This window comes from Agrobacterium sp. ST15.13.013, from assembly GCF_027956525.1.
GTDB classification, from domain to species: Bacteria; Pseudomonadota; Alphaproteobacteria; order Rhizobiales; family Rhizobiaceae; genus Agrobacterium; species Agrobacterium salinitolerans.
The window spans coordinates 1-23,764 of the sequence record NZ_JAQKGP010000006.1 but is presented as its reverse complement, the minus strand read 5'-3'; the positions used below and the strand labels follow the sequence as shown (position 1 = coordinate 23,764).

General features: G+C 60.4%; 16 protein-coding genes. 1 reads left to right on the top strand and 15 read right to left on the bottom strand.

Annotated elements, in window-relative coordinates; all coding sequences use genetic code 11:
• Positions 1-21: 21 nt before the first annotated feature.
• The 15 genes from PL597_RS08060 to PL597_RS07990 all read right to left on the bottom strand — a co-directional run bounded on the left by PL597_RS08060 (position 22) and on the right by PL597_RS07990 (position 22,886).
• Positions 22-4,614 (bottom strand): type I polyketide synthase, encoded by a 4,593-nt coding sequence (locus tag PL597_RS08060; RefSeq protein WP_271364924.1) that lies wholly within the window; start codon positions 4,612-4,614, stop codon positions 22-24.
• A 405-nt stretch (positions 4,615-5,019) separates the two neighbouring features.
• On the bottom strand, positions 5,020-5,679 hold the full coding sequence (locus PL597_RS08055; protein ID WP_269825679.1) for a TetR/AcrR family transcriptional regulator: 660 nt from the start codon (positions 5,677-5,679) through the stop codon (positions 5,020-5,022).
• A gap of 136 nt (positions 5,680-5,815) precedes the next feature.
• Complete coding sequence (locus PL597_RS08050) at positions 5,816-6,595, bottom strand: amidohydrolase (protein WP_137410295.1); 780 nt, start codon at positions 6,593-6,595, stop codon at positions 5,816-5,818.
• 23 nt (positions 6,596-6,618) lie between these two features.
• The gene (locus PL597_RS08045; RefSeq protein WP_269825678.1) at positions 6,619-7,383 is read right to left on the bottom strand and encodes a 4'-phosphopantetheinyl transferase family protein; all 765 of its coding nucleotides are present in this window, start codon (positions 7,381-7,383) and stop codon (positions 6,619-6,621) included.
• Entirely contained in the window at positions 7,380-10,502 is a 3,123-nt protein-coding gene (locus PL597_RS08040; RefSeq protein ID WP_271364923.1) for an efflux RND transporter permease subunit, read from the bottom strand. Before PL597_RS08040 ends, PL597_RS08045 begins: the two co-directional genes overlap by 4 nt.
• Positions 10,499-11,578: an efflux RND transporter periplasmic adaptor subunit gene (locus tag PL597_RS08035; protein WP_271364922.1), complete on the bottom strand. Its 1,080-nt coding sequence runs from the start codon at positions 11,576-11,578 to the stop codon at positions 10,499-10,501. The genes PL597_RS08040 and PL597_RS08035 overlap by 4 nt, the downstream gene beginning before the upstream one ends.
• A gap of 265 nt (positions 11,579-11,843) precedes the next feature.
• A complete protein-coding gene (locus PL597_RS08030; protein WP_271364921.1) occupies positions 11,844-13,145 on the bottom strand; it encodes an MFS transporter in 1,302 nt (433 codons plus the stop codon).
• A gap of 488 nt (positions 13,146-13,633) precedes the next feature.
• Positions 13,634-15,415: a chloride channel protein gene (locus PL597_RS08025; RefSeq protein ID WP_137410300.1), complete on the bottom strand. Its 1,782-nt coding sequence runs from the start codon at positions 15,413-15,415 to the stop codon at positions 13,634-13,636.
• A 21-nt stretch (positions 15,416-15,436) separates the two neighbouring features.
• Positions 15,437-16,261: an MBL fold metallo-hydrolase gene (locus tag PL597_RS08020; RefSeq protein WP_269834535.1), complete on the bottom strand. Its 825-nt coding sequence runs from the start codon at positions 16,259-16,261 to the stop codon at positions 15,437-15,439.
• 2 nt (positions 16,262-16,263) lie between these two features.
• Complete coding sequence (locus tag PL597_RS08015; RefSeq protein WP_217004767.1) at positions 16,264-17,046, bottom strand: TatD family hydrolase; 783 nt, start codon at positions 17,044-17,046, stop codon at positions 16,264-16,266.
• An 11-nt stretch (positions 17,047-17,057) separates the two neighbouring features.
• Entirely contained in the window at positions 17,058-18,608 is a 1,551-nt protein-coding gene (metG, locus tag PL597_RS08010) for a methionine--tRNA ligase (protein ID WP_271364920.1), read from the bottom strand.
• A gap of 111 nt (positions 18,609-18,719) precedes the next feature.
• On the bottom strand, positions 18,720-19,745 hold the full coding sequence (locus tag PL597_RS08005; protein ID WP_271364919.1) for a DNA polymerase III subunit delta': 1,026 nt from the start codon (positions 19,743-19,745) through the stop codon (positions 18,720-18,722).
• Positions 19,738-20,412 (bottom strand): dTMP kinase, encoded by a 675-nt coding sequence (tmk, locus tag PL597_RS08000; protein ID WP_137410305.1) that lies wholly within the window; start codon positions 20,410-20,412, stop codon positions 19,738-19,740. Before tmk ends, PL597_RS08005 begins: the two co-directional genes overlap by 8 nt.
• A gap of 137 nt (positions 20,413-20,549) precedes the next feature.
• Positions 20,550-21,722, bottom strand: coding sequence for a D-alanyl-D-alanine carboxypeptidase family protein (locus PL597_RS07995; RefSeq protein ID WP_271364918.1), 1,173 nt, complete (start codon positions 21,720-21,722; stop codon positions 20,550-20,552).
• A gap of 75 nt (positions 21,723-21,797) precedes the next feature.
• Positions 21,798-22,886: a septal ring lytic transglycosylase RlpA family protein gene (locus tag PL597_RS07990; protein WP_137410306.1), complete on the bottom strand. Its 1,089-nt coding sequence runs from the start codon at positions 22,884-22,886 to the stop codon at positions 21,798-21,800.
• Positions 22,887-23,201: 315 nt separating this feature from the next.
• Here PL597_RS07990 and PL597_RS07985 point away from each other — a divergent pair, with 315 nt between their 5' ends.
• Positions 23,202-23,540: a hypothetical protein gene (locus PL597_RS07985; RefSeq protein ID WP_271364917.1), complete on the top strand. Its 339-nt coding sequence runs from the start codon at positions 23,202-23,204 to the stop codon at positions 23,538-23,540.
• Positions 23,541-23,764: the final 224 nt, after the last annotated feature.

The window sequence follows — 23,764 nt, the reverse complement described above, 5'->3', positions numbered from 1 at the left end:
TAGCGTCTCGGCGGCGTCATATCAGACCTCGGCAAAGACTTCACCGAGCGATGCCGCTCCAGTTGCAGGTTGCAGATGGATGAAGCCGCCAATCGGACCTTCCGCCTGTTCGATTTCGGCGATCAAAGTCTCGATGGCCGCTTTGCCGCGGTCCTGGAGACTGTAATCTCTCACACCCTCCACGGCCGTTCCGGCAGCTTGCTGCTTTGCGGTTCTTTTGCCCTTTGCCGGTTTTGCCGGCGCGGACAATTGAATACGGGTGACTTTCTGCCCCTGCCCCATCAGGCACGCGGCCAATATCTCGCTCAATCCCTTGCCGTCATCGACGATAAGCCAGATGCGGCCGGCGGCGAGCGCCAGCGGCATTCTGTCCGGCCGCGAAAGGTCCTGACGCACCACAAGTTGACGATAGACGACAGGGGCGGCGATAACCGGCTGAGCAAGAGGCGCGAATGCATCCTGCTCAGCCAAAGCTTTTTTTGGTTGGGAGTCCTCCTCGTCGCCCGTGCCGGAGAGCTTCGTGGATGTCACCACACCGAGACGCTGGAGGGTAACGACGGAAGCACCGACCGCGGCAGACGCGCTGGCGGGGGCGGCAGGCTTCGGCGTTTCCGTAACGGCGGTCACGGGTGACACGCCTTTGATATCGGCCAGCAATTCGCCGATGGTGCGCAGGAAGAACTGCGTCATCTTGGCGATATTGCTCATGGTTTCGATATCGAAATTCTCGTCGTTGCGGTTCTTGTCCGCATCGTCCAGAAGCCGCGTGCCATTCGACAGACGGTCGAACATCGCGCCGAAAATTTCCAGACGCTTGATGGAGTCTATGCCGAGATCGGCCTCCAGATCCATCTGGTCGCCGATCATGTCGACCGGATATCCCGTGCGCTCGCTGACGATTTCCGTTAATTCGCGGATCAGCCGCTCTTCGGTTATGGCTTCAAGGACTGCGATTCGCGACTGATCCTCGGCGCTGAGAAGCGGAGCCTGAGCAGCCACCGGCATTGACTGAGGAACGGACATTGTCGGCACAAGCGGTTTCGGAGCGACAATGGCCGTAACCGGGGCAGCGGACGGCTGCGTAGCCGACACAATGGCGGGCTTTGTCTCCGTCTGCGGCGCGGGCGCCAAACTCTGATGATGCGGCAATGCCAGCGGTTCCGCCGGATTCGGCATCTCTAGCGTGTTCGGCAAAAGGGCAGGCACAGGCGCACGGCTGCGGACCGCCTCGCCGCTCATCAGCGACATCTGGTTGTCGAAATATCGCTCATGGTTGGAATGGTAGAGTTCCTGATTGCGCTCCAGCAATTGCAGGCTGCGGGCCAGACTTGTGGTCATGCTCTCCATCTGCGGATGGCCGTGGAACTTCTCCAGCAGGCTGTGCTGCTTGCTGACCAGAGACCCCAGCATGTCGATATAATCTTTCTGGTTGGTCTGGAACTGCTGGTGAAGCTGGCTGAGCAAATTCTGGCTTTCGATCTGCCTGTCCATCTGGTCCGGCTTCGGAATATTCTCGGATTGGCGCGTCATTGTTATCTCGATCCTGTCAGTGGCATGGGAGGGCTGAGTGGAGGAGGACAAATTGGGGGAGACGGGTTCTGCAACCAGTGCGGGAGCGTTCTGTACGGGCTGAGGCGCGGTTTGGGGCGGCGGATAAACGGACGGTTCGGTCCCGCGTCGGGCGGTGCGCTCGGCGAGGAATTTCTCCACCACGCGCGTATCGTGGCGCAACGCATGTTCACGTCGCTTGCGGTTCTTCTCGGTTAGGTAAAAACCGCCCTGAAGGGTAAAGCTGGAAGCCTGCCTGTCCGGCCGCTCCTCCGGCGAACGCTTGCGGGCGTAAGGGTCAGCCGCGGAAAGGGGCACGCCCTCCACCACCAGCTTCGCCAGCGCCCTGCGCAATTGCACTGCTTCTTCGCCATTGGCGCTTGGATTGAGCGAAACCACCGCATGCGGCTTGCCCTTTAGAATGTCGGCGGTCAGTTTGCCGAGAATGCCCTTGGGACCGATCTCGACGAACAGATAACCGCCATCGGCGTAGAGCCGCTCGATCATATCGCGAAAACGCACCGGCTGTACGAGCTGCCCCACCAGCGCATCGCGATAATGCGCGGGGTCATCGCCGTAGGGTTCGGCCGTCGCGCTCGAATAAAGCGCGCAGCGCGGTCTTGTGAATTCGACGCCGGCAATACCTTCCCGGTAGGGATCGGCCGCATGGCTGACATAGGACGTGTGGAAGGCTGTCGAAACGGGCAGGGTCTGGCTGCGGCGGCCACGCTGCGAAAGCCAGGCATGAGCGCGCGCAATGGCTTCCGTGGAACCGCCGAAAACAAGCTGTTCCGGTGCATTGTCATTGGCGATCACGATATCCGGGACGGCGGCAAGCAATTCTCCTGCCTCCTCTTGACGCATCTGCGCGGCGAGCATCGCACCCGGATCGGCAAAGCCGCTCGGCATCTCGACGGCGCGGCCGCGCGCTATCGAGGCACGGTGAAAATCCGCATCCGAAAGCACGCCCGCCGCCCAGAGCGCGGTCAACTCGCCATAGCTGTGCCCGGCGACAAAATCAGGCGCAAAGCCGAGACGTCGCAGCAGCCGGAAGTAGCCGGCGCTCACCGCACCGATGGCCGGTTGCGCATTGGCGGTGCGGGTCAGCTCGCGGGCCTGCGCGAGAGTTTCCTCATCGGAAAAGGCCGGCTGGGGGTAAATGACAGCCGACAAAGGCGGAAAGCCGGCAGCGAGCGCCACGGCATCGGCCTCCTCCACCGCCTGACGCAGCTCAGGATAATCAAGGGTCACGCCCGCGCCCATATTGACATATTGCGCGCCCTGCCCCGGGAAAAGCGCAACGATACGGCCTGCAACCGGCGCCGCCTCGGGCCGGTAATAGATGCCAGCCGGATGTTCGAACGCCTTGTCAGACCCGGATTGCAGCAGGGGCACGGCCTGCGCCAGAAGTTCATGCGCCTCTTCCGGCGTCGCTGCCGCGAAAGCGAGACGGGCGGAGGATGGCGCAGGGGCGAGCCTGCCGCCATCCGCCAGATGTGCCTCGAAAAAGGCAGCCTTCGCCTCCCCGGAAAGCTGCGAAAGAGCGTCTAGGCACGTCGCCTCCAGCAAGGCGGGTGTCGGCGCATGAAACGCCAGAACCTGCGCCGACCGGCTCAGCCTATAGGCCTCTTCGCGCGTTTCCGCTTCGTATTCTTCCAGAATGACGTGGAAATTGGTGCCGCCGAAACCGAAGGCGCTGAGCGCCCCGCGCCGCAATTCGCCGCCCGGCGGGCGCATCCACGGGCGCGCCAGCGTATTGATGTAGAACGGCCGGGTCAGAGCCTCTGTCGGTTCCTCCACATTGATCGTCGGCGGCAGAACCTTGTGATAAAGGCCGAGCGCCACTTTCATCATCGCCACCGCGCCGGCCGCGCAACGCGTATGGCCGATCTGCGATTTGATGCTGCCGATGGCGATGGAATGGCTCCCATCGATACCCTGCTCCTCGGACAGCCTGAGGAGGCTCTTGATCTCGGTCTCGTCGCCGGATTCCGTGCCGGTGCCATGCGCCTCGATCAACTGAATGTCGGCCAGCGTCAATCCCGCCTGGGCATAGGCGCGCTTCAGCGCCTTTACCTGACCTTCCGAACGCGGCGCGAAAATGCTCTTGGCGCGGCCGTCGCTGGAAGCGCCGAGCGCCCGGATCACCGCATAGATGCGGTCGCCGTCACGCTCGGCGTCCGAAAGCCGCTTCAGCACCAGATAACCGACGCCATCGCCCAGCATCATGCCGTCCGATTTCTTGTCGAAGGGCCGCGATCGGTTGCTTTTCGATAAAGCCGGCGTTTTGCTGAAGCACAGGAAAGAGAAAATCGAATTTTCGAGATTGACGCCGCCGGTCAGAACGGCGTCGCAGCTGCCATCCGTCAATTCACCGATAGCGGCCTTGATGGCGGCGAGACTGCTCGCGCAGGCGGCGTCGACCATGTAGGACGTGCCGCCGAGATCGAAATAGCTGGCGATGCGGCCACAGGCCACATTGCCGAGAAAGCCGGGAAAACTATCCTCGTTCCATTCCAGCGACAGGCCCTGCAATCGCTCGACCGTGTCTTCCGCCACCTCCGCGGACAAACCGCTATTGAGGAGGATATTACGCAGGAACGGGATTTGCTGACGCACCGCCAGTGAAAACGCCGTATTGCCGTTGCCGGAGCCGCCCAGAATGACGCCGATCCGGTCGCGGTCGACCTTGTCGGCCCCCGGCCCCAGGAGACCAGCATCCGCCATGGCCTGTTTAGCAACATGCAGCGCGAAAAGCTGCGCCGTGCTGATCGATTGCAGCATCAGCGGCGGCAACTTGAAACCGACCGGATCGAAATTGATCGGTGGCACAAAGCCGGCCTTGCGGCCATAGACTTTGTCGGCAGCGCGTGGATCGGGATCGTAATAATCCTCCGGTTTCCAATATTCCACCGGATCGACCGTTTCGACGTCGCGGATCGCGTCGTGACCGTTCACGATATTGGACCAGAAATCATAAAGATCGGCCGCATCGGGAAAATGGCTGGCCATGCCGACGATCGCGATATCCAGAGGGGGCGGTGTAGGTGTGTGGTTCTGCAGCATCACAATAATAGTCCTTCCCTGGGGACGGAAAGCAACGCTCCCGTCAGAGACAAGAAAAATCAGGATGTAATTCGAAATAATCGCGTCTTAGCGCGTAAATAGGCGAAATAAAAACTCCGCTATCGGAATATTTATTAAGTATATTCGTAAGTTAATTTCGAACTTAAGTGTCTGATACCGTATAAAACACATATTCATTCAATTGAAAAGCATTAATATACTTTACGTTGAAATTTCATAATTCAGACATCTTTGGTTGAGTTGGTGAAAACTAGCTGTCAAAATCCACGCATCAACGATCGGATTTCTCATAGATACAAGCGAGCCAGCCGCCGCATGTCGGCGGCTGCCGGAGACATAAAATGAAAACCGCAGTCCGGTTTTCCAGGACTATTCGGTACGGGCCTATGCCCCAGCCGTTGCCGGCGTCGCACATTGGCCGGTTTCATCCGCTGCTTTGGAATATCGCCGTGCCGATAGGAAGCGGCCGACGATCAGATGCATCATCTCAGCTTCTTTAAGTGGCTGGAAATCGGGATCGACCGCCAGACGCGAGAAAACACCGTCTATCAACGCCGCGATCCAGGTGGCGGCCCGCTCGGCGTCGAGGTTGGTGTCGATCTGTCCCCGTTCCATTCCCTTGCGCACAAGATCGGCGATGCCCGCGCGAATTTCCTGATCTGCGGTGCGTACAAGCGCATGAATGGCTGGGTTGCGAATGGCTTCGGAAGCGATTTCCAGCACCAGCCGGGCATAGGTCGGATCGGTCGCAAGCTCCAGCGAGGCGTCGACGAAACCCAAAATCGCACCGAACTGATCGTCCGCCGCGCCGAGTTCGGCAAAATAGTCAGCGGTTTCCCGACGTTCTTCGGCAACGATCGTTTCAATGATCGCTTCCTTGCTGTCGAAATAGTGGAAGAGATTGCCGGAGCTCATGCCAACCGCCGCGCAAATCTGCGCCGTTGTCGTCTGGTGAAAGCCGTTTTGTGCGAAGCAGGTAATGGCGGCTTCAAGAATTTGCTGCCGCTTGGCTTCATGCTTGGCTGGATCCAGCTTGCGGGCCATGATTGCTCCCATAAATTAATTGAGCGCTTAGTCCATTAATTATATCGCGGCCCCTTGTCAACCCGCTCTTACCCGTAAGAGGCGAATGGAGGGCGGAGGAGCACCCGCCCCGACCGAATTTCGGTTGCCAGCGGCATCAGGCGGTCAATTCAAAGCGTTCGCATTCGCGCAAAAAAGGCAGTTTCGTCCGGGTTTCATCCAGCAATTGACGGGAGAGCCGCTGCTGATGCACGGTTGCGTTCACATTGGCGTGAAAACATGTCTCGCCCAGGGGGTCGATGACCATGCTGTCGCCGTCATAGGAGAGATCATTGCCGTCGATACCGATGCGGTTGACGCCGATGACGTAGGACTGGTTTTCGATGGCCCGGGCCGGCAGCAGCGTTTTCCAGTGGGAGGCCCGCCGGGCGGGCCAGCTCGCTATATAGATCGCAGCATCATATTGGCCGCGATTGCGCGACCAGACCGGGAAGCGCAGATCGAAACAGATGAAAGGCGCGATGCTCCAGCCCTTTAGCTCGATCAACTGCTGCGCCTGCCCCGGCGTATAATGCTCGTGCTCGCCTGCATAGGTGAATAGATGCCGCTTGTCGTAATGAATGAGCGTGCCGTCGGGACGCGCCCAGATCAGCCGATTGAAATAACGGCCGTCTTCAGCAATCGCCACGCTGCCGACGATATCCGCGTCATGCCGGCGTGCGGTTTCCAGCAACCAATTTACTGCCTGCCCATCCATGGGTTCCGCCACGGCCTTCGGGTTCATGCTGAAACCTGTGGTGAACATCTCCGGCAGGACGATCAGATCCGTCGTCTCGATCTCATTGAGATGCCGGTCGAACTGCTGCAAATTCCGCTCGATGTTTTCCCAGGCCAGATCGGCCTGCACAAGCGTTACGCGAAGATCCCTGTCACTCATCTATATCTCCCTGAAATATGGGTTTAACGACAAACAAGCCAGGTGCGGACAAAACTGCCCGCCACCGAAAAGCGTATGGAAAAACGGCGTCCCGCCGGAAGTGAGCGATGTAGCGGGCGCGTCAGTTCCAGCCGCAGTTCATCGCGACCGGGTTTTTCGAAAAGACGCGCCGCCTGGAAATTGAAATGGCGTCCAACCACCGGATAAAGCGCCTTGAACAGCGTCTCCTTGGCGGAAAACACCAGAAAAGGCAGTATGCTTGCGTCACATTCCTCCAGTTCGGCAATCAGCCTGCGCTCCAGCGGCGCCAGGGCGCGCTTCAGGATGATCTCCGTTACCGCCCCTGGCTCAATCTTTTCTATATCGACACCGACCCTGACATCGTGCTCCTGCGTTACCATGCACACGCAGATGCCGTGGGAATGGCTGATCGAGCCGCTTATGCCTGAAGGCCATACCGGCTCGCGCCTGTTGCCGATGCCGATCGGCTGAGGGTCATGCCCGAAAAGCGTGAGCGCCGCCTGCCCCAGGAAACGGCCCGCGAGAAACTCCGCCTGCCGCTTGGGAACCGCTTCCGCCAGCAGTTTCGGCATCGCCACGTCCAGCCGGTCGAACAGGGCCATCCGGTAGAATGGCAGGTGATATTGCACCTCGAGCGCGATGACGTCTTCCGATCCGGTATCGAGAAAAACCGGGCCGGACAGAAACCCCTCGGATCGCCCGGCGGCGGCGATATGCTCGTGTATGGCGGTCGCCGTCAGGCCTGAGACCGGAGCGTCTGTCATCATCCATGCCCCTGCGCAGTTTCAGCCACGCCAGCGGCTATCCGGCGCTCCGCCGCTGCCCGGTCTGCGGCGGTCACGGAGGTGAGACGTTGCAGCCTGCGGCTGAGCCAGCCGCGCAGATCGTCCATATAGGTGAAGACGACGGGCACGAAGACGAGGCTCAGCAGGGTGGACGTAATGAGGCCGCCGATCACGGCAATCGCCATGGGCGCGCGGAAACCGGCATCCGCCCCCACCCCCAGCGCCGCCGGCATCATGCCAGCAACCATGGCAAGCGTGGTCATGATGATCGGACGGGCGCGCTCGACGCCGGATTCCACCAGCGCCCGTTGGCGGCTGAGCCCGCCCTTGCGCTTCTCGATGGCGAATTCCACCAGCAGAATGGAGTTCTTGGTGACAATGCCCATCAGCATCAGCAAGCCGATGACCGCCGGCAGATCGAGCGCGCCGCCATAAAGCAGCAGACCGACAATTGCGCCGCCCACCGAAAGCGGCAATGCCACGAGGATGGTGATCGGCTGAAGAAAATCCTTGAAGAGAACGATCAGCACGGCCAGCACCATCATGAGGCCGAACAGCATGGCGGCGCTGAAACTCTGGAACATCTCACCGATATATTCGGCATCGCCATATTGCACCTGCCGCACGCCGGCCGGAAGCGAGGTCACGGCGTCGAGCGCATTGATGCGCTCCAGCGCGACGCCAAGCGGAATGCCCGCGAGATCGGCGCTGACGGTCACCCGGCGCATGCGGTCGAAGCGGTTGAGCTGCCCCGGCCCTTCCGAGACCGAAAGATCGGCCACCGATAACAGCGGCAGGCTGCCATTCGCCACCGACATCCTGAGCATGCCGAGCGTATCGAGATTGCTCTGCGCGCGCCGGTCGATCATCACGCGGATCGGCACCTGTCGGTCGCCGATATTGAACTTGGCGGAATTGGCGTCCGTATCGCCAGTTGTGGCAATACGCGTGACGGCGGCGATGGATTGCGTGGAAACGCCAAGCCGAGCCGCCTCGTCAAAACGCGGCCTGACCTGCAATTCCGCCCGCGGCAGGGGTTCGGCGGTCTGCACATTGGCAATTCCCTCGATGCCGCGCATGCCGGTTTCCACGGCAAGAGCCGCAGTGGCCAGCTTCTCCGGCTCGTCGCCGACGAGGATGACGGAAATATCGCGCGCCGCATTTTCATTCTGGAAAGCGAAGCGGATATTGGGTGTGCGAGCAATCAGGTCTGCTGCACCAAGCTCGAACTGACGCTGGGAAAGCGTACGCTCGGAGGCCGGCACGAGATTGACCAGCAGGGAGGCGCGGGCAACGTCGGGGCCGTCATCCGTCCTGCCGATGGAGGCGAAGACGCTTTTAACCTCCGGCATTTCCCGGAGCGCCGTCGTTATCGACTGCACGGCACTGTCGGTATCGCGCAGCGTCGAATCCGGCGGCAGCTCGATCAGGATACGCGACAGGCTGCGGTCGTCGCTCGGCAGGAAGCCTGAGGGCAGAAGCGGCACCAGCAGAAAGGAACCGACGAGCACCAGAACGCCGATGCCGCAGGTTTTCAGCCGATGGCGAAGGGCAAGTTCCAGAAGCGCTACGTAACCCCGGCCCATGCGGGACTTCGGCGCACCGCGTTCTTCGTGCTTCACCGCCTTCGGTACGAGAATATAGGCGGCCATCAGCGGCGTCACGAGACGCGCCACCAGCATGCTGGCGAGCACGGCAACCGACACGGTCAGGCCGAACTGCTTGAAATATTGGCCAATGACGCCGCCGATGAAGCTGACCGGCAGAAACACCGCGACGATGGTGGCGGTGATGGCAAGAACCGCAAAACCGATCTGATCGGCCGCATCGATGGATGCCTGAAACGGCCGCTTGCCCATATGCAGATGCCGGTCGATATTTTCCACCTCAACAATCGCATCATCCACGAGAATGCCGATCACCAACGTCAGCGCCAGGAGGGTGATGCTGTTGAGAGTGAAATCGAACCACAACATTACCGTGAAGGTGGGCAGGATCGAAAGCGGCATGGCCACGGCCGCAATCAGCGTCGCCCGCCAGTCGCGCAGGAAGAGGAAGACAACGACGACGGTCAGCGCAGCACCTTCGATCAGTGTCTCCATAGCGACCTGATAACTCGCCCGGGTATAATCGACGGTCGAAAGCACCCGGTTGATCTCGACGCCGGGATAGATGGCGACCAACCGGGCAATCGTGGCATTGACGGCGTCTTCGACTGCCGTGTCGCTCGACCCCTTGGCGCGGAACACCGAAAAGCCGACCACCGGCTCAGCGTCGAGGCGTGACAGTTCACGCGGCTCAGCCGCGCCATCCGTCACCTTTCCGAGCGTGGCGAGCGTCGTCCATTGGCCGTTCGGCAGGCTGATCGGCCGCTCCGCCAGCTCGCCGGCGCTGATCGCGCCGCCGACGGCGCGGATCGACTGTTCCTTCTCGTTGAGCCGGCTTCTGCCGCCGGGCACATTGGTGTTGAAGGCCTGAACCTGATTGTTGATATCCTCGGCATTGATGCCGAAAGCGGTGAGTTGGTCTGGATCGAGCTGGACGGTAATTTCACGGCTGACGCCGCCAATGCGCTGCACCCGCTGAACGCCCTTGGTCGTCAGCAATTCGCGGCCGATGGCCTCGTCAACGAACCAGGAAAGATCGACGGGCGACATTTGCGGGGCGCGAACCGCGAAATAAAGGATCGCGCCACCCTCGACATCGAGGCTGGCGATTGTCGGTTCCTCGATATCGCCCGGCATTTCGGAGCGGATCTGCGAGACGGCCTGACGCACATCGTTGGTGGCGCGGGCCGTATCGATGCCGAGCTGAAATTCCACCGTCGTGGTGGAAAGCCCGTCGCCGATGGTCGACTGGATATGCCTTATGCCGGCAAGGCCCGAAATCGCACCTTCGACCCGCCGCGTCACCTGCGTTTCAAGCTCCGCCGGGGCCGCGCCCGCCTGAACGATGGAGACCGTGACAATCGGAAAATCGACGCGCGGATTGGCGTTGACCGGCAGCTTCATGAAGGACTGGATGCCGATAAGCGTCAGAAGCAGGAAAAGGACGATGGTGGGGATGGGACGGCGGATGGCCCATGAGGAAATATTGGTCATCGGCGCCCCTCTTCTTTCTGTGCGATTTCGCTGATGCCGACGATCTCATCGCCGTCGCGCAGGAAGGCGCTGGCGCTTTCCACGATGCGCTCGCCCGCGCTCAACCCTTCAAGGATTTCAACGACGCCGTTCTGCGCCTGCCCCACACGAACGGCACGGCGCGCCACCTTGTTCTCACCATCGACCACCACAAGCTGGGCCGCACCTTCGCGGCGCAGCCGCAATGCTGCTTCAGGAACGGAGACGAGGAAGCGGCGCTCGCCGAGATCGACCTTGCCGCGCGCGAAGGCACCTGCCCTCAGATCGGCGGCCGGTTGAACGGCGATGCGCACGATGCCGAGACGGCTTTGTGTGTTGACCGCCGGTTCGACGACCCGGATGGTCCCCTGAATGGCGCGGCCGACGCCATTGACCGCGATCGCTACGGATTGGCCGGTCTGCAGGGACGGCAGCACCCGTTCCGGCGCTTCGGCCAGAAACTCCAGTTCGCCATCCTGCAACAGGCGAAACAGCGGCTCCGTACCATCGGGCATCGCGCCGATACGTGCATGGCGCTGTGTGATGAGGCCGGGTTTCGGCGAAAGAATCTCGGTCCGCTCCAGCTCGAGACGGTGCTGGGTCAGTTGCGCCTGCGCACCCGCCAGTTCGGCACGGGCGCCCTCGATCTTTGCCTGCGCCATGGCCGCGGCGGCGCGGCGCTGGCCAAGCTGTTCCTTGCTGACGCTGGAGCCGGAAAGCCCTTCGGCGCGGCGCAGATTCTCGCTCGCCTCTATCTCAGCCGCCTCGGCCTCGGCAAGTGCGGCGCGGGCGCGGGCGACGGTTGCTTCTGTCTGTTCAACCTGGGCCGCGAGTGTCCTGCTTTCCAGCCGCGCCAGCAATTGCCCGGCCGCAACCGTATCGCCGACATCGACGAAAACCTCGACGATGCGCTGGCCAGTGACGGCCGTACCGATGGAAATATCGTTGCGGGCGGCGAGAAGCCCGGCAACATCCTGCCCGGCGTTGAAACCATAAGGCGCTGCGGTGACGACGGACACATGCGGCCGTACCTTGACAGGCGTCATGGTCTGACTCACGGCGGGCGCCTCCTCAACCGGCGATATCAGCCAGGTAGCACCGCCTGCAAGTCCAATGGCTAGCAGCGTCCACCAGAGCAGGCGTCTGGAAGGCCGTCGTCCTGTCGTTTCTCCGAGCAATGGCCGAGGATTTGTGGGCTGGTGGTTTGGGAAAGAGGAATTCAGGTCGTTCATGGCAGGACGGGTCCGGGTTCGAACATCGGGTGTGGCAAAAACTGCGGCGCACGGATGGTTTGATTGCATCGCAAAAAAGGTGGAGGCCCGATCATGGCGGCGATTTCTTCAGCGCGCGCGCGACCGGGTTGAGGAAAACCCAGAGCAGCAGCAGACAGAGCGTGGCGCTGAGCCCCCACAAGAACCGGGCAGCGCCGGCGGCCTCAAGGCCGAAACCGGCGATCAGCACGGCAAGCGGCGTCGCCGTCATCGCAATCGCCGCCGTGGTTCCAAGCACGCTGCCGCGGATTGCAGCCGGCGCGCGTTTCAGAAATATCGCATTGGCGAGCGGGCCGAGCGCCCCGGTGGAAAGACCGACCAGGGCAGCCGCGATGAGCAGCAAGGGACCGCTCTGAAGGAAAGCGACGAGGCCGATGGAGAGCGTCGCGCCGGATATGCCTGCGAGCAGGACGGCCCGGCCGTTCCAGGAGTGGCCGCGAATGGCGAAAACCACCGCCGACAAAGCCGCCCCTGCCCCGGAAACCGAGAGAAACAGCCCGAGATTAAGGACATCCGCTCCGCTGGCCTTGAACAGCACCGGCAGGACAACGGCGTTGAGCGCCCCGAAAACCGCCAGCATCACCATGGCGACGATGAGCAGAAGACGCAGAATCGGCTCCGTGAGCAGAAAGCGCAGACCCGCAAAAGTCGCATCGCCGCGATCCGCATCGACGGACTTGCGCCTATGACGCGGCAAACAGATCGCGCCGATCACGGCAGCGAGCAGCGAACAGGCCGCCGTGATCATCAAGGCATATTCCATCCCGAAAGCGGCAATGGCGATCCCCGTGACCGGCGGGCCGAAAATCATCGCCGCATTATCAAGCAACTCATCTATCGAGGTGACCCGCTCGATCGGCATGCGGGCGATGCGAGCAAGTTCCGGCACCCTTGCATCATGGGCGATCATACCCGGACCGTCGAGCAGCGCCCCGACCACGATCAGGCAGAGTAGCAGGCCTATATCCATCTGCCCGGTCATCATCAGAAAGGGAATGGCCGCGACGCTCAGGGCGCTAGCGAGATCGGCGGTTACCGCAACGATGCGCGAACCGAAACGGTCGACGACGGGGCCGCCGCAGAAAGCGCCGATAACCAGCGGTATCATGCCCGCCGCCGCCGCTATCCCCGTCCATGCGGCATTGCCGGTCAGGGACAGCACGATCCAGGGCAGCGCAACGGCCGCCACCGCATTGCCGAAAAGCGACAGCCCCCCGGCAACGATGACGCCATAAAGCGGCGCACGGCGATGCGGAAGACCGAGCCCGCGAAACCCGGGCTCCGAAACCATTTCGAGTTTGCCGCAGGAAGCCGCAAAAGGCGTCGTCTCAACCGTGCTGCTGTCTGAAGGCATAACACTCTCCAAGTTTCATCGGCTCACGGCGCTGCCGGTAAGGATGAAGGCAGTAAATATCCGGCCGCACAGGTTCCCGGAGCGGACCCGTGTGAACGATCCTCACACCTCGCCTGCCCGGCTCATCTTAGCCGTTTCTTTCATTAATTAAGTAGTCAGTCTATTTATTGCGACGAATGTTTTTTTGTCAAGCGGGGCTCGAGAAAAATGACAGGGTGACGGGAAATGTCGTTTGGGGTCGCGTGTGCAGGCGAGGTCAGGCGATGGTGAAGACTGGACATTGGGGCAGCTTTTTCTGCGCCCATACGCGACAAATTGGCTCCCCGGGCCGGAGCCAGTCCTCGACCCGCATTTCCGTGCTTGTCACAGGGATTCAGCCGACGCGTGTTTGCGCGGAGAAAAGCCTCTTTTCCGCGAAGAATTGAGGTGAATACGGATAGAAATAATATAATTATATCAAAATTTAAAGCAGGCAATATAATGTAATATCAGAACTCACCCGATGCCTCCCGGCGTCTTAAATCCAGTTCTTCGCTATAGCGCCTCAGCGTATGGCTTTCAGTCAGCAATCCGACAGGACGATTTTCGATCTTGTCGTTGACGACGACCAGGGCTTCACTTTCCGCCGCATCGAAGGCCGCAGCCGCTTGCCGGGCATTCATGGTCGGCAGCAACACGTCGTTCTTGTAATGCAGATAGGTTTCGAGGCTGATTTTGCTGGGGTCGCGATCCATCGGGTCGGCGTAGATTTCCGGGACAAGGACGATGCCGGCATAACGCCCGTCATCATGGGTCATGATCACCCGTTGCGTGGAGCCGAGCGGGAACTTCTCCTTGAAGGCCGGAAGCCCCATGCTGACATTGGCCTTGCGGATATCGGCGCGCATCATCTTGCCGACCGTCAGGTCGCGGATCCAGCCGATATCGTGGGCGCTGCGAATGCTCTCGCCCCGCAGGTGAAAACGCCAGGTGGCGAAGGAATAACCGAAGGTGGTGCGCACCACGAGCGAGGTGGTGATGACGGCGGCAAGCACCAGAGCCGTGATCTGGAAGTCGCCTGTCAGTTCCAGCGCCAGAAACGTCATTGTCAGCGGGCCGCCGATGATGGCGGCGGCAAAGGCGCTCATGCCAATCACGGCATAAACGATGGGCGCGGTCGATCCATAACCGATATAGGGTGCGCAAAGCGCGAAAATCTTGCCGAGCAACGAGCCCATGAACAGCGATGCGAAAAAGAGGCCGCCGCGGAAGTTCGAGCCGATGGAAATGGCGCTGGCCGCGGCCTTCAGCAGAAACAGCCCGGCCACCCCATATATCGTCAGTTCGGCATCAATGTTGAGATGCAGTGCGCCATGGCCGCTCGACAGTACCTGCGGTGAAATCAGCGCAAGAGCACCCACCGCCACGCCACCTATCGTGGGACGCAGCCAGCCCGGAATGGCGCTTTTACGCGCAGTTTCTTCGATGAAGGACACTGCCTGCATCAGCACGATGCCAATGGCCGCACACACGACGCCGAGAAAGATGGCGGGCACATAATCGGCCGGCGTCACACGGCTGGCATCGACAATATCGATCGAGATGCCATGGCCACCGATAATTCCGATGACCGTCGTCGCCACCAGCGCCGCGACGATGAGCGGCGCAAGCGTCACCACGGTATAGGTGCCGATAATGAGTTCGATGGCGTAGAACGCCCCGGTCAGAGGCGCGTTGAAGGCCGCAGCAATAGCGCCCGCCGCACCACAGCCGACAAGAATACGCATGTCCCCTCGCCGCAGTTTCAGCTTGATGCCGATCTTCGAGGCAACGCCGCTGGCGATCTGCGTGTAGCCTGCCTCAAGCCCGACAGAAGCGCCAAAACCATTGGAGACGATATTCTGCACGCACACGATGATGCTGTCCGTTAGCGACAGGCGACCGCCATGCAGCGCATTCGCCTCGATGGGGTCGATCATGGGTTTTTTGCGTGTCTTCGAAAGAATGAAGATGATCATGCCGAGCACGATGCCGCCGACGATCGGCCCGGCGAGCACGATACGGCCGGAGAGATCGCTGCTGCTCAGCCGCTCGACGCCGAAAACCATAACATGCAACGCCGTGCTCAGGGCGCCGATCAACGCCACCAGAAGGCCCGCTGCAATGCCGATCAAGACGGCAAGAAGCACCAGCCCCACTTCACCGCGTCGAAACATCGCCCGCAGGCGGCTGGCGCGCAGATTGTCGAAAAAGCTCGCCATACTGGGTGCACGGAAAGGCTTGGTCGACATGTTATTCCTTCTCAGGCGGCGTCAGGCTGCTTCGATCTCGATTTCGAAACGCATCTGATCATAAGCCGGTTCAACATGATCAGGCGTTTCACGCATCACCGTTTCATAATCGAGCGGGATGTGCATGTGGGTCAAGATCGCCCTTTTGGGTGCGAATCTTTCTATCCAGCTGAGCGCCTGTTCCAGCGAAAGATGGCTGGGGTGATAACGGTGCTGCAGCGCATCGATGACGAGGACATCGAGACCGGCAAGCTTCGGCAGGCTTTTTGCCGGAAAATCGCTGACATCGGTGCAATAGGCGACGTCACCAATACGGAAACCCAGCGAATGCACATCGCCATGCTGCTGCATATGCACGTTGAATGGGATCGGCCCGCCTGCCCCGTCTATAATCAAGGTCGTGTCGATATCGGCGATGATCCGCGGTTCGACGATGGGCGGATAGTTGCTGCCCGGCGGGGTCTCCAGGCAATAGGCGAAACCGTCCCTTATGCGCGCCATGGTAACGGGATCGGCATAGATGGGGATGCGGTGTTTCTGAAGAGCGAAATAGATGCGCAGATCGTCAATGCCATGCAGATGGTCGGCATGGGCGTGGGTGTAAAGCACCGCATCGACCGCCTCCACCTTCGCCGCGATCATTTGTTCGCGAAAATCCGGGCCGGTGTCGATAACGACGGTCGTCCTGCCGCCATCCGGGCCGATCTGCTCCACTAGGAAGGCCGTTCGCGTACGCCGGTTCTTCGGGTTCTCGGGATCGCAGGCGCCCCAGTCGCCGTTGATGCGCGGCACGCCAGGCGACGACGCGCAACCGAGAACCGTGAAGCGACGACGGTAGATTGCCACGTCTACACCCTTGTCATCTTGGAAAAGCAGCGGAAGGCGTTTTCGGTGGTGATTTCGGCCATGCGCTCGAAGGAAACGCCATGCACCTCGGCCAGAACCTCTGCTGTGTTGACCACATAGGAGGGTTCGTTGCGCTTCCCGCGCCAGCGCTTTGGCGCGAGATAAGGCGCATCCGTTTCCACCAGCAGCCTGTCCAGCGGCACGGTGGCGGCGATATCGCGGATATCCTGCGATTTCGGGAAGGTCAGAATACCGGAGAAGGACACATAACCGCCAAGTTCGACGCCGGTTCTCGCCAATTCAAGGCCGGCAGAGAAGCAGTGCAGAATGAAGGGGAACGCCCCCTTGTCGCTTTCCTCGCGCAATATAGCGGCCATGTCCTCATCGGCGCTGCGGCTGTGGATAACGAGCGGCAGCTTCGTTCGTCTTGCGGCCTCGATGTGGCGGATGAGGCCGGTCTTTTGGTCTTCCGGCTTCTGCGTATCGTAGAAATAATCCAGACCCGCCTCACCGATCGCCACGATCTTGTCATGGCTCTCCGCGAGCCGCACAAGCTCGTCGGCGGAAATATCCAGTTCCTCGTCGGCATTGTTGGGATGCGTACCGACCGAACAGAAGACCGACGGATATTTTTCCGCGATCTTCAAAAGCTCCGGCAGCCGACGCACCCGGGTCGAGATCGTCACCATCTGGGCGACGCCAGAAGCATGGGCACGGGCGATAATGTCGTCGCGCTCGGCCTCGAAATCGGGAAAATCCAGATGACAATGGGTATCGATCAGCATGGTTGTCGCCTTCAAGCTTCCGGCGCGACATAACGCGGGAAAACCGGCTTCGGTGCTTCCAGCGGCGTGCCCGGAACCAGACGGCCAGCTGCGCCCAAAGCAGCGAAATCACGTTTATCGGCAGGCGCAGCGACGAGATCGAGCAGCTTCTCGCAGGATTCCGGCATGAAGGGCTGCAGGAGAATGCCGATCTGGCGCACCACTTCCGCCGTAACGTAAAGCACGGTGCCCATGCGCTCAGGGTCGGTCTTTTTCAGCGCCCACGGCTCCTGCGAGGCGAAATAGCGGTCGGTTTCCGAGACGACGGCGATGATGGCCGCAAGCGCACGGTGGATGAGCTGCTTGCCCATCTCCTCGCGGCAAATCTCAAGCAGCCCATCGGCGGAGCCAAGCATCGCCTTGTCTTCTTCGGTGAACTCACCGGGCGTCGGGATCTGGCCGTCGCAATTCTTGACAATCATCGAGAGTGAACGGCTGGCGAGATTGCCGATGCCATTGGCAAGATCGGCGTTGATACGGGTGGCGATGCCCTCTTCGCTATAGCTGCCGTCCTGGCCGAAGGAGACTTCGCGCAGGAAGAAATAACGGACCTGATCGAGACCGAAATGGTTTACCAGATTGGCCGGATCGACGACGTTGCCGAGCGACTTCGACATCTTCTCGCCCTTGTTGAGCAGGAAGCCATGCGCATAGACCCGCTTGGGCAGCGGCAGCTTGGCGCTCATCAGAAAGGCCGGCCAATAGACCGCGTGGAAACGGATGATGTCCTTGCCTATGATATGCACGTTGGCGGGCCAATATTTCGCACGCGGGCCGTTTTTATCCTCGATGAAACCAGTCGCGGTGATGTAGTTGGTCAGCGCATCGACCCAGACATACATGACGTGCTTCGGATCGTTGGGGACCTTGATGCCCCAATCGAAGGTGGTGCGGGAAATCGACAGGTCCTTAAGACCGGATTTCACGAACGAAATGATTTCGTTGCGACGCTCGGCCGGACCGATGAAGTCAGGGTTCTCTTCGTAGAGTTTCAGGAGTTTATCCTGATATTCGGAGAGCTTGAAGAAATAGCTTTCCTCTTCCACCCATTCCACCGGCGTGCCCTGTGGCCCGTAACGGACGCCATCGGCGCGCACTTCCGTCTCGTCCTCGGCGTAATAGGCTTCGTCGCGCACGGAATACCAGCCGGCATAGCTGTCCTTGTAGATGTCACCGCTACCGGCCATCAGGTTCCAGATATTGCGCGAGGTCTCATGGTGACGCTCTTCCGTGGTGCGGATGAAATCGTCGTTCGAGGCGTTGAGCAGCTTGCCCATCTCGCGGAACTGGTCGGAGTTGCGCTGGGCGAGATCTTCCGGCGAAATACCTTCCGCCCGCGCCGTCTGCTGCATCTTCTGGCCATGTTCGTCGGTGCCGGTCAGGAAGAAAACATCCATTCCGTCCAGGCGCTGAAAGCGTGCCATGGCGTCCGTCGCAATCAACTCATAGGCATGGCCGATATGCGGCTTGCCGTTGGGATAGGAGATCGCGGTGGTGATGTAGAACGGTGTCTTGTCTGTCATGACGGTCTATCGACTTTACAGGCTGTTTTTTGGATAGACCGCTCTTAAACCATTGTTCGCAGCAGCGAAACAACAACTTCCCCATTTCGGGTATGATTCATATCCCGGCGCCTAAACCGAACGAATATCTTCCAGAATGGAAAGCACCATCTGCTTCTTGTCGAGATTATAGGCCTGCGCCACAGTGATGCGCTCCGAAAGCGTCGAGGAAAGCCGTGCATGTTTTTCTGCCGCCGCAAGGTCACCCGCCATTGCCGCCGCCCGCGCTCGCGCCATCAGCTCTTCCGTCACATGCTCCATGAAGAATCCGAGAACGATGTCGCCATCTTTCTGCGCCAGAACCTCGGCAAGCTTGTGCATGCGCTTGCGCGCGCCCGGCCCTTCGGCAGTCATCACTTCGGCAAAGACCTCGACAATGTCGGAACCGCCATAATTCATCAGTTTCAGCGCCTGCGCCACGCTGCCCTTGGCGGCGGCAAGCAGAGCGTCGCGTTTCTCACCTTCGGGGCTGATGTCGAGTTGATCGAGCGCTTGCACCATCGCCGCATCGGAAAGCGGCACGAGCCGGAGCGGCATGCAGCGCGAACGGATGGTCGGCAGCAATTTTCCCGGTGCATGCGAAAGCACGAGGAACATCGCCCGCTTCGGTGGCTCCTCCAGTATTTTCAGGATGGCATTGGCGGCGTTCCGGTTAAGATCGTCGGCAGGATCGATGATGACGATGCGCCAGTTGCCCGTGCCGGATGTCTGCGAAAAGAAGTGCCCTGCCCGCCGCACCTCGTCCACCGTAATGGCGGATTTCACACGGCCCGTCTTTTCGTCCACAGGACGGGTCAGATGCAGCAGATTGTGCGAGGCGCAGGCGGTGATCTGCCGGCTGACCAGTGATTGCGGATCGGGATCGGCAAGGAAATCCGGCGCGGATGCGGGATCGGGATGGGTCAGCACATGATTGGCGAAACGAAAGGCGAGCGTCGCCTTGCCGATCCCCTCCGGTCCCTCGATCAGAATGGCGTGATGGCCTTTGCCGGAGCGATAGGATTGCGCAAGAAAGGCCTCCGCCTCCTCGTGCCCGAAAAGCCTCGTGTTCTGCTGCGGCGCAATCGCGCCGTCGAGAACGCCCTGAACCTCACTCATGCGCGGCGTCCGCAGCTTTTCCCGCACGCTCGAGCAACGGCTCGACAAAGGACATGACATCCTCCGTCACCTTTTCCTGCGGCTGGTCGGCGTTCACGATCCGGCAACGACGCGGCTCGGCGAGCGCAATATCCAGATAGGCCTCACGACGCTTCTCGTGGGTCTCGATTTCCTCTTTTTCGAACCGATCCGGCGTAGCACCCTCATCCGCGCGCTTTCTGGCGCGGGCCAGACCCTTTTCGGCGGCGATATCGAAGATCAGCGTCAACTCCGGCACGACGCCATCGATGGCTATCCGTTGCAGCGTCTCAATGAAATCAGGCTCCAGATTGCCGGTCGTGCCCTGATAGACACGCGAGGAATCAAGAAAGCGGTCGCAGAGCACGATCTCGCCGCGCGCAAGCGCCGGACGAATGACCTCTTCGACATGGTCGTTGCGCGCCGCCGCAAACAGGATTGCCTCCATGCGCACCCCGAAGGACTCTGCCGCACCCGAGAGCAGAACATGCCGAACGGCCTCCGCACCCGGCGAGCCGCCCGGCTCACGCGTCACGACCACCTCGAAACCACGGCCGCGAAGCGCCTCGGCAAGCGTGCGAATCTGCGTCGACTTGCCGGCGCCTTCGCCGCCTTCGAAGCTGATGAACAATCCGGTCTTTTCGGCCAATGTCACGTCCTGCGAGGAATTCACGTCAATGTTGAAATGCCTGTTTACAGCATCGAACGGAAAAGTGTGAAGCGCTTTTCAGAAAATCCGATGCCTGAACAAAAGCATAGGAACAAGGCCGCCCGTGCAACAGGCTTTCAGAGCCAGAACAGCAGCAGTTCCTTCAGCGCGCCTGTCGCATTCTGGGTGAGCGACCCCTTGCCGACCGCCGCCTTCGTGTAAAGCGGCACTTCCCGCAACAGGCGCTCGCCCGAGAAAATCTTAAGCGTTCCGGCATTTGCACCGACGTCCAGCGGCGCATTCAGGGGCCAGCGATAGACGATCCGGCCGGAAATACGGTCCGGATTATTGACCGGCACAAGCACGCTCACATCTTCCTTCGGCGAAAGATCGATATGCGAAACATCGCCGCCATAAACGCTGACAGACCCGACGGCTTCGTCCCTGCTGAAGAGATGGCGTTTTTCAAAGGCGGTCAGGCCCCAGTCCACCACCCGGCGGGCCTCTTCCTGCCGCGTCTTGTCGTCCGCGATGCCGCCAAGCGCCAGATAGACCCGGCGGCCTCCCCGCTCGGCCGAAACGACAGCCGCAAAACCGCTGCCTTCCGCAAAACCGAGACCGAGACCGTCGATACCGCTCCCGGGCATCAGGAGCGTATTCTTGTTGCGCTGGAAAATCCGGTTCCATTCGAAATCCGGCTTGGTAAAAAGCCCGTATCGGTCGGGATAGGTGTCATGCAGATGCTGGGCAAGGCGCACCATATCCCTCGCACTCGTCCGGTTGCCGGGGTTGGGAAGCCCAGTCGAATTGGTAAAGGTGCTGCGGCTCATGCCCAGTTCGTCCGCCCGCACCGTCATGCGTTTGGCGAAAGCGGCATCCGAACCTGCCATGCCTTCGGCGACGACGATACAGCCGTCATTGGCGTTCTGAACGATGATCCCGGTCAAGAGATCGTTGATGCTGACCGAGGATTTCAGCGCCGCGAACATCGTCGAGGTGCGTGAAGGCGCGCCGCCCGTGCGCCAGGCATATTCCGAGACGGGATAAGCCGTCTCTGCCGTCACCTGCCCCTTTGAAAGCGCATCCAGCACCACTTCCACCGTCATCAGCTTGGCGAGCGATGCGGGCGGAAAAGGCTGATCCTCATTTTGCGAAAGAAGCACCGTGCCTGTTTCGGCATCGATCATATAGGCCTGTTCCGCCTTGGCGATGAAGGGGCCGGTCTGCGATTGTGCCGGGCTTGCACTGAAAAGCGCAAACGCTGCCGCTGCGAGGAGCGAACAATAGGAGCGATGAATGGCCTTGCGCATGAAACCGCCCAGTCCTGCCTGCCGTAACCGGCTGCCCGCGACAAAGGCAAAAGGCCGGCCGTATCCTTCAATTCGTCAGCGCGACTTCGCCTGCTGACGTTTCACGTGGGCGAGTATCGATTGCTCGTTGAGCGCGCCACGGTCGACGAGCACGCTGTCGAAGGCGCTCGCGGTCCTGGAGACCGTAGCCGATTCTTCGGAATAGGCCGCCGCAAATTTGGAGGAAGGCGTCGGCACACGCAGATAATTGCCGCCGGGCGCCGCCGGTTCACGCATGAAATTGCCTTCCGGACGTTCGGCCAGGAAAGGACCGATTTCCGGCAGGATCGCGAACTGTTCGAAAGCCGGTGCCGAACCATTGACCAGCGGCATGGCCTGCAGCGCTGCATTCTTCCTGGAGCCGACAAGCGCTGTCTGGGTCGAGCCGCCATAATTCGGGTTGGACGCCGGAGCCGGAACGAAATTCGGCGAGGCTGAAGCCACCATCACGCCTGTCGCGATCTGCCCTTCCGGCGCCACACCCGGTGAGCGAGAACCCTTCGGAATATAAGATGCCATCAGATAAGGCATATCGTGACCATCGAGCGGCGCACGTCCGGCGTATTGTACCCGCACATTGGCCGTGCCAGTGGTCTTCATGTCGAGAAGATCGGCCGTCTTGCTTGAAACGTCGATCAGGCGGCCTTCATGGAACGGTCCGCGATCGTTGACGCGCACCAGAACCGACGCGCCATTGTCCATATTGGTGACGCGCGCGTAGCTCGGCAGGGGAAATGTCGGATGTGCGGCAGAAAGATGTTCTTTGTCGTAGACTTCGCCATTGGCGGTCAGGCGACCATGGAAGGCGGAACCATACCAGGAGGCAAGGCCGGTCTTGTTGTAACCCGGTTCTTCCTTGGGGAAATAACGGCGGCCCTTGACGGTATAGGCATTGCCGATCAGCTCGCGCCCGCCGCCCTTGGGAATGGCCTTGCCATCGGCCACACGCGGACTGGCTTTGACGCCATATTCGGATTCGGAAAAATATTCCTTGCTGCGCTTGGGCTTAGGCTTGGTCTCGGATGTCGTGGAACACGATGCGGTTGCGGCGCAAAGCACGGAAATTGCAAGCCACTTCACGCCCGACCTGGCGTTGATGCCGAGTTTCTTGACCGTAGAATTCAAATCGTCTGCCCCACGCTGCTATTGGCTCGGAGAACCGCACCCTCACTTGCCTCGATTATTTGCCCCTGCCATCGAAGCACCTAACAGTCGCTTAATCTTGTGCATAACGTGGCGAAAATGCGAACGACTTCTGCAAATTCGATAAAATTGTAATGAACGTGGTTAATGATTTCTATTTTTTCAGCCCTCCCATCGGACCAAACTTGCCGCAACGGCATCTCCCGCCCCCCCTTCCGCAAGGAACAAACGGAGGGCAACCGCGTTCTCTCCCCGCAAGCAAACAAGCTTCCGCCGGTTTCGGCTGAGGGAGGAAACATGATCAAGCCAATGAAAACTGTAGCTCTGGCAATGGGCGTCGCCCTCGTATCCTTCGCCACGCCGATCCCCGCCGGTGCGCAGGACATGGAACTCAGAATCGGCCCCGACGGCGTTCGCCCCATCATCCGCGATCGTGACCGGGACGTAGACCGCCGAGGCCCGCCCCGCATGCGCGGCTGTAGCGAACGCGAAGCCCGCGCCGCCGCCCGTGAGGCCGGCCTGCGCGACCCCGAGGTCGTGCGCGTCACCCCGGGTCGTGTCGTCGTAGAAGGCTTCACGCGCCGGGGACCGGATCGCATCACCTTCGCCAATGAACGGGGCTGCCCGGAAATATGATTGCATCGACAAAATGGAACCCGCCGCACAGCGGGATTCTCGTTCGCGCTGTTTTCCAGCCATTCCAAAGCCAGGAAGCGGGATCGAAGCATCCCTCAACGCAGCATTGTTCGAATGATTTTAAATGTCCGACTTGAGAGATAGGTGACGTTTTGTACCGGAGACATGGGTAACACTTTTCGCTTTGCGGGAGGTGTTGATGCCGTGGAGAGAGACTTCGGTTA

Coding starts and splice junctions, on each gene's coding strand:
- PL597_RS08060 (WP_271364924.1), bottom strand. CDS start 4,614: ATGCTGCAGAACCACACACCTACACCGCCCCCTCTGGATATCGCGATC.
- PL597_RS08055 (WP_269825679.1), bottom strand. CDS start 5,679: ATGGCCCGCAAGCTGGATCCAGCCAAGCATGAAGCCAAGCGGCAGCAA.
- PL597_RS08050 (WP_137410295.1), bottom strand. CDS start 6,595: ATGAGTGACAGGGATCTTCGCGTAACGCTTGTGCAGGCCGATCTGGCC.
- PL597_RS08045 (WP_269825678.1), bottom strand. CDS start 7,383: ATGATGACAGACGCTCCGGTCTCAGGCCTGACGGCGACCGCCATACAC.
- PL597_RS08040 (WP_271364923.1), bottom strand. CDS start 10,502: ATGACCAATATTTCCTCATGGGCCATCCGCCGTCCCATCCCCACCATC.
- PL597_RS08030 (WP_271364921.1), bottom strand. CDS start 13,145: ATGCCTTCAGACAGCAGCACGGTTGAGACGACGCCTTTTGCGGCTTCC.
- PL597_RS08025 (WP_137410300.1), bottom strand. CDS start 15,415: ATGTCGACCAAGCCTTTCCGTGCACCCAGTATGGCGAGCTTTTTCGAC.
- PL597_RS08015 (WP_217004767.1), bottom strand. CDS start 17,046: ATGCTGATCGATACCCATTGTCATCTGGATTTTCCCGATTTCGAGGCC.
- metG (WP_271364920.1), bottom strand. CDS start 18,608: ATGACAGACAAGACACCGTTCTACATCACCACCGCGATCTCCTATCCC.
- PL597_RS08005 (WP_271364919.1), bottom strand. CDS start 19,745: ATGAGTGAGGTTCAGGGCGTTCTCGACGGCGCGATTGCGCCGCAGCAG.
- PL597_RS07995 (WP_271364918.1), bottom strand. CDS start 21,722: ATGCGCAAGGCCATTCATCGCTCCTATTGTTCGCTCCTCGCAGCGGCA.
- PL597_RS07985 (WP_271364917.1), top strand. CDS start 23,202: ATGATCAAGCCAATGAAAACTGTAGCTCTGGCAATGGGCGTCGCCCTC.